Genomic DNA, 20,098 nt, shown 5'->3' on the forward strand with positions numbered 1-20,098 from the left:
ATAAATTTGAAGTTCTATGAAGTTTTGTGAATACGCTTACTAGAATAAGACTTGTTAATTATTGAAGGAGGAATTCACAAAATGTTCAATTTACGTAATCGTAGTTTTTTGACACTATTAGACTTTACACCAAAGGAAATGGGATACCTACTAGATCTTTCTGCTGATTTGAAGAAAGCTAAGTACACAGGTACAGAACAACAAAAACTTGCTAAGAAGAATATCGCTTTGATTTTTGAAAAATCTTCAACAAGAACTCGTTGTGCCTTTGAAGTTGCTGCTCATGATGAAGGTGCTCAAGTTACATACCTTGGCCCTACAGGTACACAAATGGGTAAGAAGGAAACAGCTAAGGATACAGCCCGTGTTCTTGGTGGAATGTTTGATGGAATCGAATATCGTGGATTCTCACAACGTACAGTAGAAACACTAGCTAAGTATTCAGGTGTTCCAGTTTGGAACGGTTTAACTGACGAAGATCACCCAACACAAGTATTGGCTGACTTCCTAACAGCTAAGGAATGCTTAAAGAAACCTTATAACGAAATGAATTTCACATACATGGGTGATGGCCGTAACAACGTTGCTAACGCTTTGATGATCGGTGCTTCAATCATGGGAATGACATTCCACTTGGTATGTCCTAAAGAATTGGACCCAGCACAAGACTTGTTAGACAAGTGTGAAGCTATTGCTAAGAAGACTGGTGCTAAGATTATGGTTACAGATGACATCGACAAGGGTGTTCTTGGTTCAGACGTTATCTATACTGATGTTTGGGTATCAATGGGAGAACCAGATGACATCTGGAAGAAGCGTATCGATCTATTACAACCATACCGTGTAACAAAAGATGTTATGGCAAAGACAAAGAACCCTAACGCAATCTTCGAGCACTGCCTACCTTCATTCCACAATACTGAGACAAAGATCGGTCATGAAATCTATGAGAAGTATGGTTTGAAAGAAATGGAAGTTTCTGACGAAGTCTTCGAAAGTGATCAATCAGTTGTCTTCCAAGAAGCTGAAAACAGAATGCACACAATCAAGGCCGTTATGGTTGCTACATTAGGTGAATAGGAGAGAATAGAATGTCTAAAATGGTCGTAGCTCTCGGTGGAAACGCCCTAGGTAAATCTCCTGAGGAGCAATTAAAACTAGTTAAGAATACCGCTAATTCACTTATTGGACTAGTTGCCGCTGGTAATAAAGTTGTTATAAGTCATGGTAATGGCCCACAAGTTGGACAAATCAATTTGGGAATGAATTACGCTGCTGAACATGGACAAACTGCAGCATTTCCATTTCCTGAATGTGGTGCAATGAGCCAAGGTTACATTGGCTATCATTTACAACAAAGTCTTCAAAACGAGCTTCACAGAAGAAAAATCGCAAAGGACGTCGTCTCAGTTGTCACTCAAGTTGAGGTCAACGCAGATGATCCAGCTTTCCAAAATCCAACTAAACCAGTTGGTGCCTTCTACGACCAAGCTACTGCGAAGAAATTTGAAGATGAGAAGGGTTACACATTCGTTGAGGACGCTGGACGCGGATATCGTCGTGTTGTAGCATCACCACTCCCAAAGGAAATTGTCGAATTGAAGAGTATCAACGATCTAATCGAAAATGATAACCTAGTCATCGCTGGTGGTGGCGGTGGTGTTCCCGTTATTAAGAATAGTGAAGGACTTCAAGGAGTTCCCGCTGTAATTGATAAGGATCGCTCAAGTGCCTTACTAGCTGACAAAATCAACGCAGATACACTAATTATTCTAACAGCCGTCGATTATGTCTACATTAACTTTGGCAAGGATAATGAAAAGAAGCTTACAGAAATCACTAGCGACGAAGCTAACAAATACATCGACGAAGGTCAATTTGCTGCTGGTAGTATGTTGCCAAAAATTCAAGCTTGTTTGCAATTTGTCGAAGGAAATAAAAACCGCAGTGCATTGATTACATCACTGGATCATTTAGATGACGCACTTGCTGGAAAAGTCGGCACAATCATTAAGAAGTAATTATTGTGAGAGGTGACGTTTGGTTACCTCTCTCTTTTTTTGAAAATTAAGTAAGCGGAAACATTTTACAGGAGATGAAATTATGGGAAACGTAGGTGCAGTTAACGAAACGCCACAAACACCAAAGAAAAAAAGATTTAAATTGAAGATGCCTGGTGCCTTCGTCATACTGTTTATTTTGACAATCGTTGCCGTTATAGCGACATGGACTATTCCTGCTGGAGCATATTCGAAGATGGTTTATAGCTCTTCGAATTCGAGCTTGAAGATCACCAGTCCTACTGGCAAAGTATCAAATGTACCAGCTACACAAAAAGAGCTTGATAAACTTGGTGTTAAGATCGATATCAAGCAATTCACATCTGGTGGTATTACCGATGCTGTTTCAATTCCTAATACTTATCAAAGATTGAAACAAAAACCAGCTCAGATCGGTGCAATTACTGAGAGTATGGTTCAAGGTACGATTGAAGCGGTCGATATCATGGTCTTCATTTTCGTACTGGGTGGTTTGATCGGAGTTGTCAAAGCGAGTGGAGCGTTTGAATCTGGTTTGATGGCGCTGACTAAGAAGACCAAGGGCCATGAGTTCTTGTTGATCTTCATGGTTTCGATCCTAATGGTTCTTGGTGGAACACTCTGTGGTATTGAAGAGGAAGCCGTTGCTTTCTATCCAATCCTAGTTCCAATCTTTATCGCCATGGGTTATGACTCAATTGTATCAGTCGGTGCAATATTCCTATCCAGTTCAATTGGTACTTGTTTCTCAACTATCAACCCATTCTCAGCTGTTATTGCTTCTAACGCTGCCGGTATTCCCTTTACTGAAGGTATCGTTTGGCGTGCAACAGGATTAGTAATAGCTGCGATAGTGCTGGAATTATATTTATATTGGTACAGTAAGAAAGTCAAAGATACTCCTACATTTTCATATACATACGATGATCATAAAGAATTTAATGACATGTGGTCAGTTGAATCAAGTGATGAAAAAGAAGGTAAGAAGTCTATCTTTACCCAACGCAAGAAATTTATCTTGATCTTATTCGTTGCCGCATTCCCCATCATGGTTTGGGGAGTTATGTCACAAGGTTGGTGGTTCCCAACAATGGCCTCATCATTCTTGGCCTTCGCCATTGTGATTATGATCTTGACCGCTACAGGTCGTTATGGTATTGGTGAAAAAGGCGTTGTCGATGCCTTTGTTAACGGTGCTTCTAGCTTGGTCGGTGTTTCACTGATCATTGGTTTAGCACGTGGTATTAATATCGTTCTGAATAATGGATATATTTCAGATACGATCTTACAATACTCATCATCATTGGTATCACACGTCAGTGGACCAATTTTCATCATCGTTATGATGTTTATCTTCTTCGTACTAGGATTTATTGTTCCATCATCATCAGGCTTGGCTGTTCTATCAATGCCAATCTTTGCCCCATTAGCTGATACAGTTAACATTCCCCGTTTTGCAGTCGTTACAGCTTATCAGTTCGGTCAGTATGCCATGTTATTCTTAGCACCAACGGGACTAGTTATGGCTACACTGCAAATGTTGAACATGAAGTATTCACATTGGTTAAGATTTGTTTGGCCAGTTGTTGCTTTCGTATTAGTATTTGGTGGAGCGCTTCTAGTTATGGAAGTTGTCTTCTCTTAAGTAAATTTAAAGTCATACATGAAAAGTGTATGGCTTTTTTGTTTCTAATAGTAAAATATAACTAATTAGATACAAGGAGCTTTATGGCAAATGATAAATAGACCATTGATAAGTATTACAAATGTTATTTGGAGTTTTGATCTGGAGTCGAATTCGTTATTAATTTTATTATTGAAGCGTTCAGAAAGCCCATATAAAGGTAAATGGGGTCTACCACTGACTTATTTACGTGAGAACGAAAGTGCTGATGAGGCTTCTTTGAGATTGGTTCGAGAAAAAATTGGTGTGAAATTATCCAAGGTTAATACTGAACAACTCCAAACATTTACTAATGTGGATCGTGTCAAAGGTGAGCGGACCTTATCTTTGACTTATATGATCTATTTACCTAATATGCCAGAATTAGTTGCCGGGTACGGAGCTGATGATGCCAGATGGTTCAGAGTATCAGCTAATAAGCACAGTTACCAACTCAAAAATGGTGATATAGAATTCAAAACCTTATCAGAAAAAATATCAGAAGAAAAATTTTATTCGACAACAGACCATACCATGGTCTCTGACCACGAACTCATCTTGCGGACAGCCTTTACTAGGATTCGGAATCGCTTGGATTACTTACCGACAATCTTGCTAGTGCTGGGACCAACCTTTACTTTGCGGAAAGCACGGATGATCTATGCCATCTTTTTAAGAACTAAGGTTTCAGAAATAGACAATTCAAATTTCAGAAAAACTCATGGTAATTTATTTATTGATTCAGGTTATGAACATAAAACTCACTCTGGTCGGCCTGCAAAAATTTATCGCTTGAAATAAGCTTGACATCCATATAATTGTGATGTTAAGCTCTTTTTATCTTTAAAGGTATAAAGTACCTAAATCAATATATTGATGTTAAAAAATAATATTATTAATACTCCGGAATATTAATGATTATGAAAAAAGGGGACAATATGCAAGATACATTGATTCAGAAGAGTACGAAAAAAGGGCGCAAACTTCTTTTAGTTATCGGTACAGCTTGGTTATTCGATGCGATGGATGTTGCCTTATTATCATTTATTATGCCATTGATCAAGACTGAGTGGAGTTTAACTCCAGCCCAAGTCGGGTATGTCAGTTCTGTTACTTCATTAGGTATGGTTTTTGGTTCAGTTTTCTGTGGTTATATGGCAGATAAATTTGGTCGCAAGAATGTCATGATTGCTACTCTAATCGTGTTTTCGGTCGGAAATTTATTGTTAGCTTTTACTACTAACGTTAATCAATTTATGCTGGTAAGATTCATTACCGGTATGGGACTGGGTGGAGAATTGCCAGTCGCGGCAACGATGTTGGCCGATAATTTTAAGGGTAAGACACAGGCCAAGATGTTGATCATGGCTGATAGTTTTTGGGCTATCGGTTGGATCTTAGCCGCTGTTATTTCTAATACTGTAACACCGTTATATGGTTGGCGTGCTAGTGTTATTGTGACATTTTTTGTGATGCTATATGCATTTGTAATGCGTCGCCACTTACCTGAGAATTATGAGAAAAAAGAAAAAACTAGTTTGAGTGAACAATTTGCGGGTATTTTTAATCATGAAGTTGTTGGTAAGACATTGGCACTAAGTTTTCTCTGGTTTGTCGTAATGTTCTCATACTATGGAATGTTCTTATGGTTACCAAGTGTGCTGGTTTTACGTGGTTTCTCCATTATTCATAGTTTTCAATATACCTTGTTAATGAGTTTGGCACAGCTACCAGGTTATTATTTGGCCGCATGGTTGATGGGAAAAATCAGTCATCGAGTTATTTTGACATTATACTTGATAGGTACGATCGTTAGTGCCTTCGTTTTCAGTATTGCTGCCAGTGAAGGGATTTTGTTAGTCAGTGGAGCACTTCTTTCTTTCTTTAATTTAGGAGCATGGGGAGCATTGATTGCTTTTACACCTAGTCATTTCAAAGCTGATATTCGTGGAATGGGTGTAGGATTCTCACAATCAGTTGGTCGTATCGGTGCCACACTTGGACCTTACTTGATTGGAATGTTGATCGGAATGGGATTTGGTATTCCGGTTGTCTTCGGAATGTTTGTGGTTGCTTTGATATTAGGAGTTATTGTTTTGCTAGTGGGTACATCTGAAACTTACTAGGATAGGTGTTCTTTTTTGCTTCCGGTCAGCTGATTTTATCGATTACACAAAAAAATAGCATGTTATGACAATTCGGATATGAGTTACTATCTGTTTGTCATTACATGCTGTTTTTTATTTTTTAAGATTGGATAATAAAATTACTGTGTAGTAGTAAACAAATTTAGTACTATCACAAACTTAGCTGAAGGTGGACAACAATGGAATCCGCCGTAAAAGTGTTCTTAGCGATTTATCGCTTAGAACACTGGACGACTGGGAAGACTACAGGCTTCCCAGCGAGGTCGAAAACGCAGTTTGAGACCGGTCCACGGCAGATGGAATTGTTGACCGCCTTCAGCGGCAATACTCAATAAAACAACCTTAATTCAACATTTGATTATAACTGGTTACTCTGTTAAAACCATCATCACGTTCCAACATAGTTAGACTTGAATTACGAGGGCTTTCGGTAACATCAAAGTTACCAGCGTTATAACGGTCAGTTATGGAACGAATAGTTGTTCCATGTGAAACTAGCAAGATCTTATCGCCATCTTTGGCAATTTCATCGAGCTTTTTGAAACCACGATTTAGACGTGTCCAGTATTCTTCAGCATTTTCAGCATCGTGGAAGGGATCGGCTTCTTTCATGAAGTCTTTAGTAGCATCTAGGCCATGTTTGGCAATGATTTCACTAAAAGTAGAAGCGCCGTGAGGTTGCCCTACCATGAACCAAGCTTCAGGAGAATTCATTCCTTCGAAGTAGCCGTAGAATTGTTCTCTAAATTCCATGAGCTTTTGTGGTTTGACTTTGTCGCTATTGATATTAGCATCCATGATTAATTTGCAAGTATCGATGGCACGACGAGCGTCGGATGAAAATGCGGCACTAAAATCGACATTTTTCAATGCTTGGGCGGCTTGCTTGGCAACTTCTACACCATCAGGTGCTAGAGGTGTGTCGGACCAACCTTGCATTTTGTCGTAACGATTGAACCAAGTTCTTCCATGGCGAACCATGTAAATTTGATATTTTGCCATTTTTTCCTCCTAAAAATTTCATACTATAATTTTACTACAAAACAACGACATACTGCTATTAATGGAGTTTTTGATTATAACTAGTAACGTGATTAGTTCCGTCGATTCGCTCCAACATAGTTAGGCTAGAATTGCCGGGTAGCTGATTTAATTCATAATCGCCATCTTGGTATTTGAAAGCTAGTGACAAAATAGTCGTACTGTGTGTTACTAATAAGATTTTGTCACCATCATGAGCAACTTGATCGATTTTTTCAAAACCACGATCTAATCTGCCCCAGTATTCTTCAGCATTTTCAGCATCGTGGAAGGGATCAGCCTCTTTGACGAAATCCATAGTGGCATCGAAACCGTATTTGTAGACGATCTCTTGATAATTTTTGGCATTGTGAGAATTAGCGATTTTGTCCCAAGCTTCATTAATATTGTCACCTTCGAATGAACCGTAAAATTGTTCTCTAAATTCAGTCATTTTTTGGGGAAGAGGCTTATTTATATTTGCTTCAGCGATTATTTCAGCAGTATCCATAGCTCTTCTAGTGTCGGAAGAGAATGCAGCAGAGAACTCAACGTCTTTTAAGGCTTTTGCGGCACTGTGGGCTACCTCCACACCATCTTGGGTCAGTGGTGTATCTGACCATCCTTGGATTTTCTGATAGCGATTGAACCAAGTTTTTCCATGACGGATCAGATAGATTTGATATTTTGACATAATGTCCTCCTCAACTTTTCTACGATTATTTTACTATAACAAGCCATAATTTTAGAACTTTGACCCTTCATTGTGTAAAGTAAATATTAGCGGAGGTATTTGATGATGAGAATTGCAGTTATTGGTGCTAATGGTAAGGAAGGCTCACTTATTGTTAAAGAAGCTGAGAGTCGAGGGATTGAGGTAACTTCGATCGTACGTAGTGCTGAGAAATCAGTTACGGATCAGTATTTAGTTAGAGATGTGTATGATATTACAACTCAAGATCTAGTTGGTTTTGATGCGGTGGTTGATGCTTTGGGATTCTTTGGCGATCTGGTCAAGGAATACGTTCCTTCAACTCAACATTTGATCAATATTTTAAAGGATACAACTGTTAGATTATTAGTTGTTGGTGGTGCTGGATCATTGTACATGAATCCAGAACATACACAGCAGTTGTTCCAAGGAGCAGATTTTCCAGCTGCAGTTAAGCCATTGAGCGAAGAGATGGGGAAGGCTCTGAATCTCTTAAAGAAGAGCAATATCAACTGGACTTATATTAGTCCTGCGGCTGACTTTGATTACAAGGCACCACGTACTGGGAAATACGTAGTGGCTGGTGAAGAATTTACAGCTGATAAAGATGGTCAAAGTAAGATCAGTTACACTGACTATGCTCTAGCAATGGTTGATGAAATCGAAAATGCTGAACATAAAAGCGAACGAATCAGTGTAAGGAGGTAAAGATATGAAGATATTAGTAACTTATATCAGTATGAGTGGTCGCAATGAAAAGATTGCCCAACATTTGACTGATTATTTAAGCAAAAAAGCAAACGTTGATCTGGAACAAATGGTTGATACGGATGCTTATTCGATTCCAGAATATGATGCTGTAATTGTAGTAACTTATACTTATGGGGACGGTCAAGTTCCTGATGAGGCCCAAGATTTCTATGAAGATTTGTTGGATGTTGACCTAGAAAAGACTAAGTTTGCCGTTTTAGGATCAAGTTCAAAAACTCACATTCACTTTGGACGAGCTGTTGATTATTTCACAATGCAACTGAATTCTGCCAATGGAGATCAAGTTGCTGATTCAGTCAAAATCAACGAAGATCCTGATGAAGGTGACTTGAAACGTGTTGAACGTCTAGGAGACTATGTGATCAACAGTTTGGAATAATCAAAAATAAACTTATCACTTAAATTTAGTGATGAGTTTATTTTTTTGCTATAATCATTGCTGTATCAACCTCATAAAAAATATTAATGAAGTGTTAACGGTTTGACTATGACTTCGTTATCCATTTATGATAAAAATATCACAAGGAAGCGTTTGCAAGATTTTGTGGATGCACACAAATAATTGGAGGTTACACATATGACAGATTTCAGAATTGAATCAGATACTCTAGGAGAAGTAAAGATCCCAGCCGATGCTTTATGGGGAGCACAAACTGAACGTTCAAGAAATAATTTCCCAACTGGCGAAAAGATGCCATTGGTAATTATCAAAGCTTTGCTTCAAATCAAGAAAGCTGCAGCAATCTCTAACAAAGAACTAGATGCTATCGATCCTAAAAAAGCTGATTTGATTGTTGAATCAATCGACAAACTATTAGCCTTAGATGACGAAGACTTGAGAAAAGATTTCCCATTAGTTGTCTATCAAACAGGTTCAGGTACACAAACAAACATGAATACTAATGAAGTTGTCGCTCATATGGCAGCCAAAATTAATCCAGATATTGAAATCTTACCTAATGATGATGTTAATAAAGGTCAAAGTTCAAATGATATTTTCCCAACAGCTATGAGCATTGTAGCCTCGGTCGCTGTTGATAATTTGGAAGATTCACTACAACATTTGATCGATGAATTAAAGATCAAACAAGAAAAGTACTGGCGTGTTGTTAAGATCGGTCGTACTCATTTGCAAGATGCTACACCACTAACATTTGGTCAAGAAGTAAGTGGATGGGCAAGCATGCTTGAACATGACCTTTCGTACTTGAAGAGCTTGAATCCAACACTTGGCGAATTTGCTATGGGTGGAACAGCTGTTGGTACAGGATTGAATGCTGCACCTGGCTTTGCCGATATTATTGCTAAGAAGATGACAGAAGTTTACGGTGTTAAATTCACAGCTGATACTAATAAGTTCTATGGACTAGCAGCACACTCAGGACTTAACGTTGTTCACGGAGCTATCAAGACATTGGCAGCTGATTTGATGAAGATCGCTAACGATGTAAGATTCCTAGCAAGTGGTCCTCGTTCAGGTTATGGTGAATTACACATTCCTGCTAACGAACCTGGTTCATCAATCATGCCGGGTAAAGTTAACCCTACACAAGCTGAAGCTGTAACTATGTCTGCTGTACGTGTTATGGGTAATGATGTAGTTGTTGGTATGGCATCAAGTCAAGGTAACTTTGAATTGAATGTTTACAAACCAGTACTTATCAGCGCCTTCCTAGAATCAGCAGAACTTTTGACAGGAACAATGACTGGCTTTGCTGACAAGATGATCCATGGTCTAACAGTTAATGCTGACAGAATGGAAGAATTAGTCGATCAATCATTGATGACCGTTACAGCCTTATCACCACATATTGGTTATCACGAAAGTGCAACGATTGCCCAAACAGCTGAAAAAGAAGGAACAACTTTGAAAGTTGCTGCTATCAAGTCAGGTTTAGTTACTGAAGAACAATTTGACAAGTGGGTCGATCCATTGAAGATGACAAATATTTAGAGGATGAGGAGAGACTTAGGTCTCTCCCTAATTCTTTTAGAAACAACAAATTAAGGGTAGGAAAGATAAATGACAAAAAAACACAGTAAGATCAAAAAGGCTAATAAGAGAAAACAAGCCGCAAAATTCAAATTTGAACCAACAGACATTAGTGAACTACAAGACCATTATGATCTAATCATCGTCGGTTCTGGTGGAACAGGTTTGACAGCTGCCATTCAAGCACATGAGCTAGGATTGTCACCAGTTATTTTGGAGAAGATGTCAAGTATCGGTGGTAACACCACACGTGCTTCTTCAGGTATGAATGCTAGTGAGACATCGGTTCAATTAGATCACAAAATCGTTGATAGTATGGATGCCTTCTACAACGATACCTTCATCGGTGGTGGCAAGAAGAATAATCCTGAATTATTGAAGTTCTTTACAACTCACGGTGCTTTGGCAATCGATTGGTTGGCAAGTCACGGTATCGAATTGGACGACTTAACAACTACTGGTGGTATGAGTGTCTTAAGAACTCACCGTCCCAGTTCTATGGCACCAATTGGTGGCTTCTTAGTTACTGAGTTATTGAAGCAAGTTGATAAAGAAAACATTCCATTGTTCACTGATGTTCTTGTTAAGAAATTACTACAAGACGATGGCACTATTGATGGTGTTGAAGTTGAGATCAACGGTGAGAAGTCAACTATCAAAGGGGATGCTGTTATTCTAGCAACTGGTGGTTTTGGAGCTAATCCAAAATTACTTACTAAGTATCGTCCTGACCTAGAAGGCTACAAGACAACTAATTCACCAGGAGCAACTGGTGATGGAATCACTCTAGCTAGCGCTGTTGGTGCTAAATTAGTCGATATGGATCAAGTTCAAGTGCATCCAACCGTTCAACAAGATACTGATCATCCATTCTTGATCGGTGAAGCGGTTCGTGGTGAAGGTGCTATCTTAGTAAACAAAGCTGCTAAGCGTTTTGTTAACGAACTGGATACTAGAAAGAACGTTACAGCTGCAATCGATGAGCTAAAAGAAAACGGTGCTTACTTGATCCTTGATCAAGGTATTAGAGATCGTGTTAAGGCAATTGAATTCTATGATAAAGTCGGTCTAGTTGTAACTGGTCAATCTATCGCTGAATTAGCTGAGAGTATCGGCTTAGATGCTAAGACTCTTGAAGCAACAGTAGCTACATGGAACAAAGCGGTTGATGATCATAACGATACTGAATTCAATCGGACAACTGGTATGGATCGTAGTATCGTCAAGGGACCATTCTTCTCAATTCACATTGCTCCAGCGGTTCACTATACAATGGGTGGTGTTGACATCGATGCTGACACACACGTATTGAATGAAGATGGTCAAGCAATCAACGGTTTGTTCGCTGCCGGTGAAATTGCTGGTGGTTTGCATGGTAACAACCGTATCGGTGGTAACTCAATTGCTGAAACAGTTATCTTCGGTCGTCAAGCGGGACAACAAGCCTTCAAATTTATCCAAAACCTAGATAAATCAAGTAAGTAATTTAATAAATTGATATAATTTATTTTGTGAAGTCTGGGTTGGTTCAATTCCTGATGAATTCGAAACTAATCGAGGTGTTAATAACGCAAAGTAGGTTAAGCAATATGAATACACGTGATTTGTCGTACTTTAGGGTTTTAGTTGAGAAACGTAATTATACCGAGGTCGCTGAGATGTTCTCGGTGTCTCAGCCTACGATTACTCAGGCAGTCAAACGCTTGGAAAAAGAATTCAATTCAAAACTAGTTCATGTTGATCGAGTTCATCAAAAAACAGAGATAACACGGTCAGGTTATTTACTGTACGAAAAATCTAAGATAATTCAAAAAAATATTGATTTAGCTCGCAAAGAGATAAAAGCTTCTGATAGTGATAAGATCAAATTCGGCTTACCACCAATAATTGGCACACTTTATTTCCCGCAGGTGGTTCAAAGGTTAGCCCAGGAGTCACTCTTTCAAAGACTACAAATATCTGAAAGTGGCTCGTCAGAATTGCTGGACGAATTAGATAACGGTAATGTTGATATTGCCGTCATTGCTACGATCAAACCGATTCAAAGTCCTAAATATGAGGTTGAGTACTTGGGCAGTCGTCCCTTCAGCGTAATTGTCAGCGCCAAAAATCCGCTTGCTCAAAGTGCTGAACCAGTTGACTTTAAAAATCTGATGTCAGAGAAATTTATCAGGCTGACCGGTAAATATATCCATTCGCAAATGTTGGATGATTACTGTAAATTTTACGGTATTGAACCAGAGATCGTTTATGATACACCAGATATTTCGTGGTTTAAGAGTTTGATCAGAGCTGATGTGGGAATCGGAATCTTGGTAAAGGATGAAGTCAGTCCGTATGATAAGGATCTCGTCTGTTTAGATATTGCTGACCCCTTACCGGAGAGTTTTAACATTTCAGTTATTCATCGTAAGAGCTATATTTTGAAGCCAGATGAGCAGAAGTTAGTCGAAGTTCTAAAGCAAATGAATATTGGAAATACTAATGGCGGTTACTATTGAGGTAATCGCTTTTTTGATACAATTGAATTGAAAAAATAATAGGGGGAAAAGGGGATGCAATCGTCGAAGCGTATTAAACGAATCGTTATTATCGGCTTATTACTGCTGCTATCAGTGACATCGTTGGGGATCATCACGACCACTGACTTTGGAAGTAATATTATTCAAGCAGCACAAAAGGTCAAATATATCGGTAAGGATAAGTATCAGATCGCTAAAAAAGAACATGAAGCATTGTTAGCTAAAAAGAAAAAATTAGTTAAACAGAAGAACAGCACGCAATCACAAGTCAGTGATATTAAAGATCAAGAAGAAAAAGCTCGTGAAGAAGCTGCAGCACAACAAGCAGCAGCTGAAAAGCAGCAACAAGAACAACAAAAAGCAACAGAAGCCGCTAAAAAACAAGCGCAGACTAGTACTAACTCTGATACCAGTACGAGTTCAAGCGGCGATATGAATACTGCGTCTTCAGGACAGATAGTTGGTAATCGTAATTCGCATATTTATCATGTGCCTGGTCAACGCGGATACAATATGAATTCTAGTAATGCTGTTTACTTCCAAACAGAACAGGATGCCATCAATGCCGGGTATAGAAAGGCTAAGGTGTAGATTATGAAAAATTTAATCAAGATTTTAGCCGTTATAACGATGACTATGTCGTTGACTGCTTGTTCAGAGACAGAATCAACTGGCAACAAGGATGCGACTAAGACTGAGGTAGTTAAGGATTATTCGTATCAGAAAAAAGCTACTAAATTAGAAGCTAGTAATAAGAAACTCAAGAATTCTATTACTAAACTGCAAAATCAAATAGCTTCTAATCAAGATTATTTGAGTCAACATGATCAAACAAAATACAGTAATAATAACTCACAGACTTCATCAACTGCAGATTTAGCCAATCTTGAATACACAGGAACTCAAGAAATCGTAGTAAATAATAATAATCCTAATTTTTCACAGGAAGACTTGGCAACCAACAATGGTGCATGGCAAACTTATGGAGATCTGGATAATTTGAATCGGGCGACTGCTGCTAATGCATTACTGAATGTTTCTCTGATGCCGACAGCTAAACGTGAAGGTTTAACTTGGAATCCAACTGGTTGGCGGAATAAACGAATAAGTTCTGGCTGGTTGTACAATCGTAGTCATTTGATCGGTTATCAATTGACTGGTCAAAATAATAATCCTAAGAATTTGATCACAGGAACACGTTCATTGAATAGTCCAGAAATGCTAGCTCATGAAATGGATATCGCATATTATTTGAAGCAGAGTAATAGTCATTACATTAGATATCGGGTGACACCGGTGTTTAGAAATGATGAATTACTCGCACGTGGAGTTCAAATGGAAGCTCAATCTATCGGTAGTGATGCAGTTCACTTTAATGTTTATATTTTTAATGTTCAGTCAGGTGTAACGTTGAACTATGCTGATGGTACTAGTCAGGTTGGGTAAAAATTTTTAAAGCACATTTTATGATGTGCTTTTTTTTATTGCTTAAAAAAGTGTGACGATAGTTGTTTTTTCTGTTTTTTATCATACTCAAATTTGAAGAAACAATTATGAAGAAAATGGCAACATATCGACACATACATGTCTATCATGCCTTGTCTAGATAGCAATAAATCAATATATATAACAATTTGTTTGAAAGCGTTGACATGCACTATTCATGGTGTTTTAATATAGGCGTGGTTGTTATAACAATATAACAAGTTGAGGAATTCCTATGGGTCATACAATGCCACTGTATCAGAGTATGTTGGACGAGTTAATGAGGCAAATTGAATCAGGACAGCTGCCTGAGAATAGCAAATTACCGTCGGAACAAAGATTGGGAGAGCTATACAACGTTTCTAGAATTACTGTCAGACGTGCTTTGACAGAGTTAGAGAATAGAAAATATATATATAAGAAACAAGGTCAGGGATCATTCGTAATGTCAAAGGACGAATATAGTCCGGAAATTAGTTATTTGAATGTTCCCAAGATGATCAAAAAAATGGGTGCCACTCCAAAAATAAAATTGGAAAAGTTCAGTATCAATGTTGATGGGACTGAGAAGCGTGCCCGCACTGAATTGGGTTTGAATGAGGATGACTACCTCTATTCATTTCAATATTTGTATTATGCAGATGATGAACCGGTTTTCAGTGAAAAAGTTTTTTTACCATTTGATGTTTTTCCTATGATTCATAAGAATGAAATAATTGATAAAGACTTGATCCCATATTTAGCCAAGCGATATGAATTGCAGGCTGAATTTGTTTCTAGGACTGAAGCCAGTTTGATCACGCGTAAGAACCGTAAAATATTCGATTTGAATGTTGGTGATCCGATGGTCAATGTCACTACTAAGGGTTTCAAGGGCGGCAGATTCATTTATTACAGTCAGTCGATCGTCGTAGGAGATTTAATCATGTTCATAGTTAAATGAAAGAAGGAATAAGAATGGGTGAACCAAATATTGTATTAACAAGAATCGATAACAGATTAGTCCATGGACAAGTTGGTGTTGTTTGGACTTCTTCAGTTGGTGCTAACTTATTGCTAGTTGCTAACGATGACACTGCTAACGATCCACTACAACAAGAATTAATGGCTGCTACTGCTGATAGTTCAGGTGTAGGAATTCGTTTCTGGACGATTGAAAAGACTATTAACAACATTCATCGTGCTAGTGCTAGACAAAAGATCTTTATCGTAGTTCGTACACCAGAAGATGCTCGTAAGTTAGTTGAGGGCGGTGTTCCAATCAAGGATATTGATATTGGTAATATGCACTTTTCAGATGGCAAGAAACAAGTTACTAAGTATACCTACATGGATGACAAGGACAAAGAAGACTTGAAGGCATGCGCTGACAAAGGTGCTAACGTATACGTTCAAGAAGTACCAGAGGACAAAAAACAACCATTGGAAGAAGTGATCTAGATGCAAGTTACATTAATGCAAGGACTATTGATCGGTCTCTTTGCTATTATTTCTGGTATTGACTTTTGGTGGGAAGGTTTCTACATCTTCAGACCAATGATAGTTTGTACCGTTACCGGATTGATCTTAGGTAACATTACCTTAGGGATCGTTGCCGCCGGTTTAACTGAACTGGCTTTCGCTGGTTTAACACCGGTTGGTGGAACACAGCCGCCTAACCCTATCATGGCTGGTATCATGACTGTTGTCTTAGCTTACACAACAGGTAAGAGTCCAGCTACCGCTATTGGATTAGCACTACCATTCAGTATTTTGATGCAATACATTATCTTATTCTATTATTCAGCATTTTCAGTTTTGACAAAGAAACTCGATACATATGCTGAAAAAGGTGAAACGAGTAAGTTCACCAACTTAGCTTTATTGCCAACTTGGATTGTTGGTTTAACATACGGAATCATCGCCTTCTTGTGTGTCTATGGTGCTCAAGGACCAATGAAGTCATTAGTTAATGCAATGCCAGTTTGGTTGAGTCATGGATTTGAAATTGCCGGTAGTATCTTACCTGCCGTTGGTTTCGGATTATTACTAAAGAGTATGTTAAAGGCACGTTATGTTCCATATCTACTAATTGGATTTACAGCTGCTTGCTTTATTAAATTCGGCAACTTGATGCCAGTTGCTGTCATCGGTGTTGCTCTAGCATTGATCGAATACAACAGAAGTAAAAAAGATGCTGAAAATGACAAGAAGTTAAAGGCAGCTATGGAAAATTCAAATGGAGGAGACGACGAAGATGGAATCTAAAAAATCAGAAACTCCAACAAGAGGAAAATTAACTAAGCATGACGTTGGTATGCTTGGTATTAGATCTATTTTTAACCAATCAGCGATGAACTATGAAAGAATGCAGGCTGATGGTTGGACTTTGGCAATGATTCCTTCATTGAAGAAGATCTACAAGGATGACAAGAAGGGCTTAGCTAGTGCTATGAAGTCTAACTTGCAATTCATTAATACTAACAACTATGCAGCTCCACTATTGATGGGACTTGAAGCTTCACTAGAAGAGAATGGTGAGAAACGTTCAACTATCGATGGTTTAAGAATCGCTTTGTTCGGACCTTTGGCCGGTATTGGTGATGCCATTACTTGGTTCACAATTTTACCTATCGTTGCTGGTATTACAGCATCGTTTGCTAAACAAGGAAGTATCTTAGGACCACTCATCTTCTTCCTAGTTTATGTTGCAATGTTCTTTGCTCGTATTCCGATCGCTCGTTTAGGATATACGACAGGTACGAAGGCTATTTCTAAGATTCGTGAGAATTCAGCTATTGTTTCACACGCAGCCAGTGTCTTGGGCTGTACAGTTATCGGTGGTTTGATCGCTACATATGTTCAAATTACTGTTAAAACAAAGATCCCCGTTACAGCAGGACATACGATCTCGATCCAAACACAATTCTTTGATCGTATTTTCCCTAACATTCTTCCATTAGGTTACACATTTTTACTTTATTGGTTACTTAAGAAGAAAAACGTTAGTCCGGTTGTTTTGATTCTTGTTACATTTATCCTCGCTATTGCATTGTCATGGTTGGGGGTTCTATAAAATGAAAATTATTGTTACTGGACATGGAAATTTTGCTTCAGGGATCCATTCAACTGTTAAACTATTAGCCGGTCAGTTACCGGGAGTCAGTTTTATTGATTTTACTGGAGATATGAATGATAAGAGTCTCTCTGCAGAGTTTACTAAAGAGATCAAAGATGATGATTCAGTGGTATTCTTCTGTGACTTATTAGGCGGCACCCCCTTTAAAGAAGCTGTCAAATTAAGTATGAGTAGTGATAAGGACATCCAAGTTACATGCGGTTGTAACGTTGGATCATTGATGGAGATAGGCCTCCAACTATCTTCATTCAATGGCAGTGCTACTGAGCTAGCAGATCAACTCGTGGAAACAAGCAAGTCACAAACTCAATTGTTCGTACATAAAGCCAATAAGTTTGAAGCTGATGCTGATGACGATGGAATTTAATATCTAACTATAAGAGAACTCTATATCATTTGATGTGGAGTTCTTTTTTTGTTTGTGTTTTAGATGGATTTGGATGCCGCTTCCGGTCAGCAGTAAATTCCATCTGTGGCGGGACCGATTTGAGCCACAAAGCGGTCTCAAATCTTGCTTTCTTGCTTTGCATAAACCGCAAATCAAGAAAGACATCTAGTTCTGTAAATGTGGAAAATCACCGCATTAACAGAACTTTCGCCACTGATTCCATTACTGCTGACCGGAAGCTCAGTTAATTGATTATAAAAATAGAAGTATCACCACAAAATGTTGTGATAGTTTTAAATATTTAACATCGCTGTAACGAGAGGTACGAATTAGTCCAGTAATACTCAAATTCAAATGGAATTTTTGACCACCGCCAGCGGCATAGGACCACTCCTAACAAACGGCCAAATAACAAAGATATCTCCGGTATAGAGTTCTTTTTAACTCTAAGTATGTTATATTTTTAACAAAGTAGACAAAATTTCTAGGAAGGCAATGATTATGATTCAACAAGCGGGTACAAGCAAAGGTAATTATGAAAAGATGTTTATCAGATCGCTTAAAGAAGGTGTTGTCCCTTCAACAGGGTGCACAGAACCGATTGCGGTGGCGTATGCGGCCGCTAATTGTATGGCACATCTAAATAGTAAGGATATCCAAAAAATCAGTGTAAGCGTATCTCACAACATTATGAAAAATGCCATGGCGGTGATCGTTCCTGGAACTGGCCGCCCTGGATTATTGGTAGCGGCTGCTGCTGGAGCAATTGTTGGTGACCCCACTGCTGGATTGAGTGTTATCTCTAAACTTGCTGGATCACAATTACCTCAGATCAATCAGTTAGCAGATTCGGGTAAAATTTCGACTCAAGTTGCAGCGGTTGAAGATGACCTCTACGTTGAAGTTGTGATATCTGATACTACTGATACTGTTCGAGTTTGTATTGCTGGTGATCATACGAATATCTTCTTAATAGAAAAGAATAATAAAGCCATCTACTCAAAAAATCGTCCGTCACCACATGCTGTCTCAGAGACTAAACAATTTTTGCATACGGTGAAGCTAAAGGATATTTGGGATTTTGCCTTGACCGAACCACTGGCTAATATCGTCTTCATGCGCAAAGCGGCTAATTTTAATTTGGCGTTGGCAGAAGACGGTTTGAAAAATGATTATGGTGTCAAAGTGGGTAAGTCGTTACAGAAATCGAAATTACAAAAAGGTAGTGGCTTATTTGATCAAATCATCTCATACACGGCTGCAGCTTCGGATGCACGGATGGGTGGCTCGCAATTACCAGCAATGTCCAATTCTGGTTCTGGAAATCAAGGAATTACTGCAACGATACCGGTTTGCTTAGTGGCTAAACAACAAAATTCCAATGAAGAAGAACTGATCAGAGCTTTGACCTTATCACACCTGACAGCACTGTATGTTCATGCATTTCTCCCGGTACTATCAGCTTTTTGCGCTACGGATTCAGCCGCTATGGGCGCTGCTGTTGGTTCTATTTATTTACTGACGGGTGACTATCAACAAGCTGTTTCGGTGATAAAGAACATGATCGGTGATGCGGCAGGGATGGTTTGCGATGGTGCGGGTTGTTCTTGTGCAATGAAGGTTGCCACTTCGACTTCTTCAATGTGTCGGGCAATTGAATTGGCTACACAAGGAATTGAGATCCCGGCAACTAATGGATTGATTCAAGAAGATATTGATCTGACAATCAGAGGACTAGGTCAATTAGTTACCAATGGATTTGGTTCAACTGATTCGGAAATTTTGAACGTTATGGTCAACTACTCGGCACTAAAGTAACGAGCTTGTAAGAATACGTAATCCTAAGAGTGCGTACATTACAATTTACCTAGATACACCGTTGCCTAATTAGACTAGGTCTTACATGGTAATTACCAAGGTCTTTATAGTCCGCAAGTTGCCGAACGGACTGCTTAGTTAAGCTATTTCTTTCAATCCTTTTGTCAAAATATTTCTAGCAGCGTTGTGATCTCTGATGTGGAATGTATTACAGTTTGGACACGTCCACTCTCTATCTTTCAATGTCAGATGCTCATTATCTTTCATCAAGTAACCACAATCAGAGCACGTCTGAGTGGTGTTATAAGGATTGATTTTTACAAAAGTTTTTCCATATAGCATAGCTTTATACTCCAGTTGTTTTAGGAATGTTCTCCAACCAACATCGGAAATACTCATAGCTAAAGCGTGATTCTTCAACA

General features: G+C 38.7%; 22 protein-coding genes. 19 read left to right on the forward strand and 3 right to left on the reverse strand.

Features of this window, described 5'->3' with window-relative positions; all coding sequences use genetic code 11:
- The first annotated feature begins 81 nt into the window (after positions 1–81).
- The 6 genes from argF to U8519_RS11220 all read left to right on the forward strand — a co-directional run bounded on the left by argF (position 82) and on the right by U8519_RS11220 (position 6,184).
- The gene (gene argF / locus U8519_RS11195) at positions 82–1,080 is read left to right on the forward strand and encodes an ornithine carbamoyltransferase (RefSeq protein ID WP_334330396.1); all 999 of its coding nucleotides are present in this window, start codon (positions 82–84) and stop codon (positions 1,078–1,080) included.
- Between the two features lie 11 nt (positions 1,081–1,091).
- Entirely contained in the window at positions 1,092–2,021 is a 930-nt protein-coding gene (gene arcC / locus U8519_RS11200) for a carbamate kinase (RefSeq protein ID WP_334330397.1), read from the forward strand.
- Positions 2,022–2,103: 82 nt separating this feature from the next.
- Positions 2,104–3,684 (forward strand): YfcC family protein, encoded by a 1,581-nt coding sequence (locus U8519_RS11205; protein ID WP_334330398.1) that lies wholly within the window; start codon positions 2,104–2,106, stop codon positions 3,682–3,684.
- A gap of 90 nt (positions 3,685–3,774) precedes the next feature.
- Complete coding sequence (locus U8519_RS11210) at positions 3,775–4,503, forward strand: NrtR DNA-binding winged helix domain-containing protein (RefSeq protein WP_334330399.1); 729 nt, start codon at positions 3,775–3,777, stop codon at positions 4,501–4,503.
- Between the two features lie 137 nt (positions 4,504–4,640).
- Positions 4,641–5,828 (forward strand): MFS transporter, encoded by a 1,188-nt coding sequence (locus U8519_RS11215; protein WP_334330400.1) that lies wholly within the window; start codon positions 4,641–4,643, stop codon positions 5,826–5,828.
- A gap of 200 nt (positions 5,829–6,028) precedes the next feature.
- Complete coding sequence (locus tag U8519_RS11220; RefSeq protein WP_334330401.1) at positions 6,029–6,184, forward strand: hypothetical protein; 156 nt, start codon at positions 6,029–6,031, stop codon at positions 6,182–6,184.
- A 7-nt stretch (positions 6,185–6,191) separates the two neighbouring features.
- Here the strand turns inward: U8519_RS11220 and U8519_RS11225 are convergent, their stop codons facing one another.
- Positions 6,192–6,851 carry a histidine phosphatase family protein gene (locus U8519_RS11225; RefSeq protein WP_334330402.1) on the reverse strand — a complete coding sequence of 220 codons (660 nt, stop codon included), beginning with the start codon at positions 6,849–6,851 and terminating at the stop codon, positions 6,192–6,194.
- Positions 6,852–6,909: 58 nt separating this feature from the next.
- Positions 6,910–7,563: a histidine phosphatase family protein gene (locus U8519_RS11230; RefSeq protein ID WP_334330403.1), complete on the reverse strand. Its 654-nt coding sequence runs from the start codon at positions 7,561–7,563 to the stop codon at positions 6,910–6,912.
- A 105-nt stretch (positions 7,564–7,668) separates the two neighbouring features.
- Between U8519_RS11230 and U8519_RS11235 the strand changes: the two genes are divergently transcribed.
- The 13 genes from U8519_RS11235 (at position 7,669) to U8519_RS11295 (ending at position 19,676) form a co-directional block, all read left to right on the forward strand.
- Complete coding sequence (locus tag U8519_RS11235; protein ID WP_334330422.1) at positions 7,669–8,289, forward strand: NAD(P)-dependent oxidoreductase; 621 nt, start codon at positions 7,669–7,671, stop codon at positions 8,287–8,289.
- A 4-nt stretch (positions 8,290–8,293) separates the two neighbouring features.
- Positions 8,294–8,731 carry a flavodoxin domain-containing protein gene (locus U8519_RS11240; RefSeq protein ID WP_334330404.1) on the forward strand — a complete coding sequence of 146 codons (438 nt, stop codon included), beginning with the start codon at positions 8,294–8,296 and terminating at the stop codon, positions 8,729–8,731.
- A gap of 198 nt (positions 8,732–8,929) precedes the next feature.
- Positions 8,930–10,306, forward strand: coding sequence for a class II fumarate hydratase (locus tag U8519_RS11245; protein WP_334330405.1), 1,377 nt, complete (start codon positions 8,930–8,932; stop codon positions 10,304–10,306).
- A 69-nt stretch (positions 10,307–10,375) separates the two neighbouring features.
- Complete coding sequence (locus tag U8519_RS11250) at positions 10,376–11,830, forward strand: flavocytochrome c (protein ID WP_334330406.1); 1,455 nt, start codon at positions 10,376–10,378, stop codon at positions 11,828–11,830.
- 104 nt (positions 11,831–11,934) lie between these two features.
- Positions 11,935–12,846, forward strand: a complete 912-nt coding sequence (locus tag U8519_RS11255) for a LysR family transcriptional regulator (protein WP_334330407.1) — start codon at positions 11,935–11,937, stop codon at positions 12,844–12,846.
- Between the two features lie 54 nt (positions 12,847–12,900).
- The gene (locus tag U8519_RS11260; RefSeq protein WP_334330408.1) at positions 12,901–13,458 is read left to right on the forward strand and encodes a sunset domain-containing protein; all 558 of its coding nucleotides are present in this window, start codon (positions 12,901–12,903) and stop codon (positions 13,456–13,458) included.
- A gap of 3 nt (positions 13,459–13,461) precedes the next feature.
- Positions 13,462–14,313 (forward strand): DNA/RNA non-specific endonuclease, encoded by an 852-nt coding sequence (locus tag U8519_RS11265; protein WP_334330409.1) that lies wholly within the window; start codon positions 13,462–13,464, stop codon positions 14,311–14,313.
- A gap of 274 nt (positions 14,314–14,587) precedes the next feature.
- Positions 14,588–15,295, forward strand: a complete 708-nt coding sequence (locus U8519_RS11270) for a GntR family transcriptional regulator (RefSeq protein ID WP_334330410.1) — start codon at positions 14,588–14,590, stop codon at positions 15,293–15,295.
- Between the two features lie 14 nt (positions 15,296–15,309).
- Positions 15,310–15,792: a PTS galactosamine transporter subunit IIB gene (gene agaB, locus U8519_RS11275; protein ID WP_334330411.1), complete on the forward strand. Its 483-nt coding sequence runs from the start codon at positions 15,310–15,312 to the stop codon at positions 15,790–15,792.
- Entirely contained in the window at positions 15,793–16,599 is an 807-nt protein-coding gene (gene agaC, locus U8519_RS11280) for a PTS galactosamine transporter subunit IIC (protein WP_334330412.1), read from the forward strand. It begins immediately after the preceding gene.
- Positions 16,589–17,407 carry a PTS galactosamine transporter subunit IID gene (gene agaD / locus U8519_RS11285; RefSeq protein ID WP_334330413.1) on the forward strand — a complete coding sequence of 273 codons (819 nt, stop codon included), beginning with the start codon at positions 16,589–16,591 and terminating at the stop codon, positions 17,405–17,407. Before agaC ends, agaD begins: the two co-directional genes overlap by 11 nt.
- A gap of 1 nt (position 17,408) precedes the next feature.
- The gene (locus U8519_RS11290; RefSeq protein ID WP_334330414.1) at positions 17,409–17,837 is read left to right on the forward strand and encodes a PTS sugar transporter subunit IIA; all 429 of its coding nucleotides are present in this window, start codon (positions 17,409–17,411) and stop codon (positions 17,835–17,837) included.
- A gap of 522 nt (positions 17,838–18,359) precedes the next feature.
- Entirely contained in the window at positions 18,360–19,676 is a 1,317-nt protein-coding gene (locus U8519_RS11295) for an L-cysteine desulfidase family protein (RefSeq protein WP_334330415.1), read from the forward strand.
- A gap of 138 nt (positions 19,677–19,814) precedes the next feature.
- Here U8519_RS11295 and U8519_RS11300 read toward each other — a convergent pair.
- A partial coding sequence (locus tag U8519_RS11300; RefSeq protein WP_334330416.1) for an RNA-guided endonuclease InsQ/TnpB family protein occupies positions 19,815–20,098 on the reverse strand: 284 nt, incomplete at its 5' end.

The organism is Companilactobacillus sp. HBUAS59699 (genome assembly GCF_036913575.1).
Classification (GTDB): domain Bacteria; phylum Bacillota; class Bacilli; order Lactobacillales; family Lactobacillaceae; genus Companilactobacillus.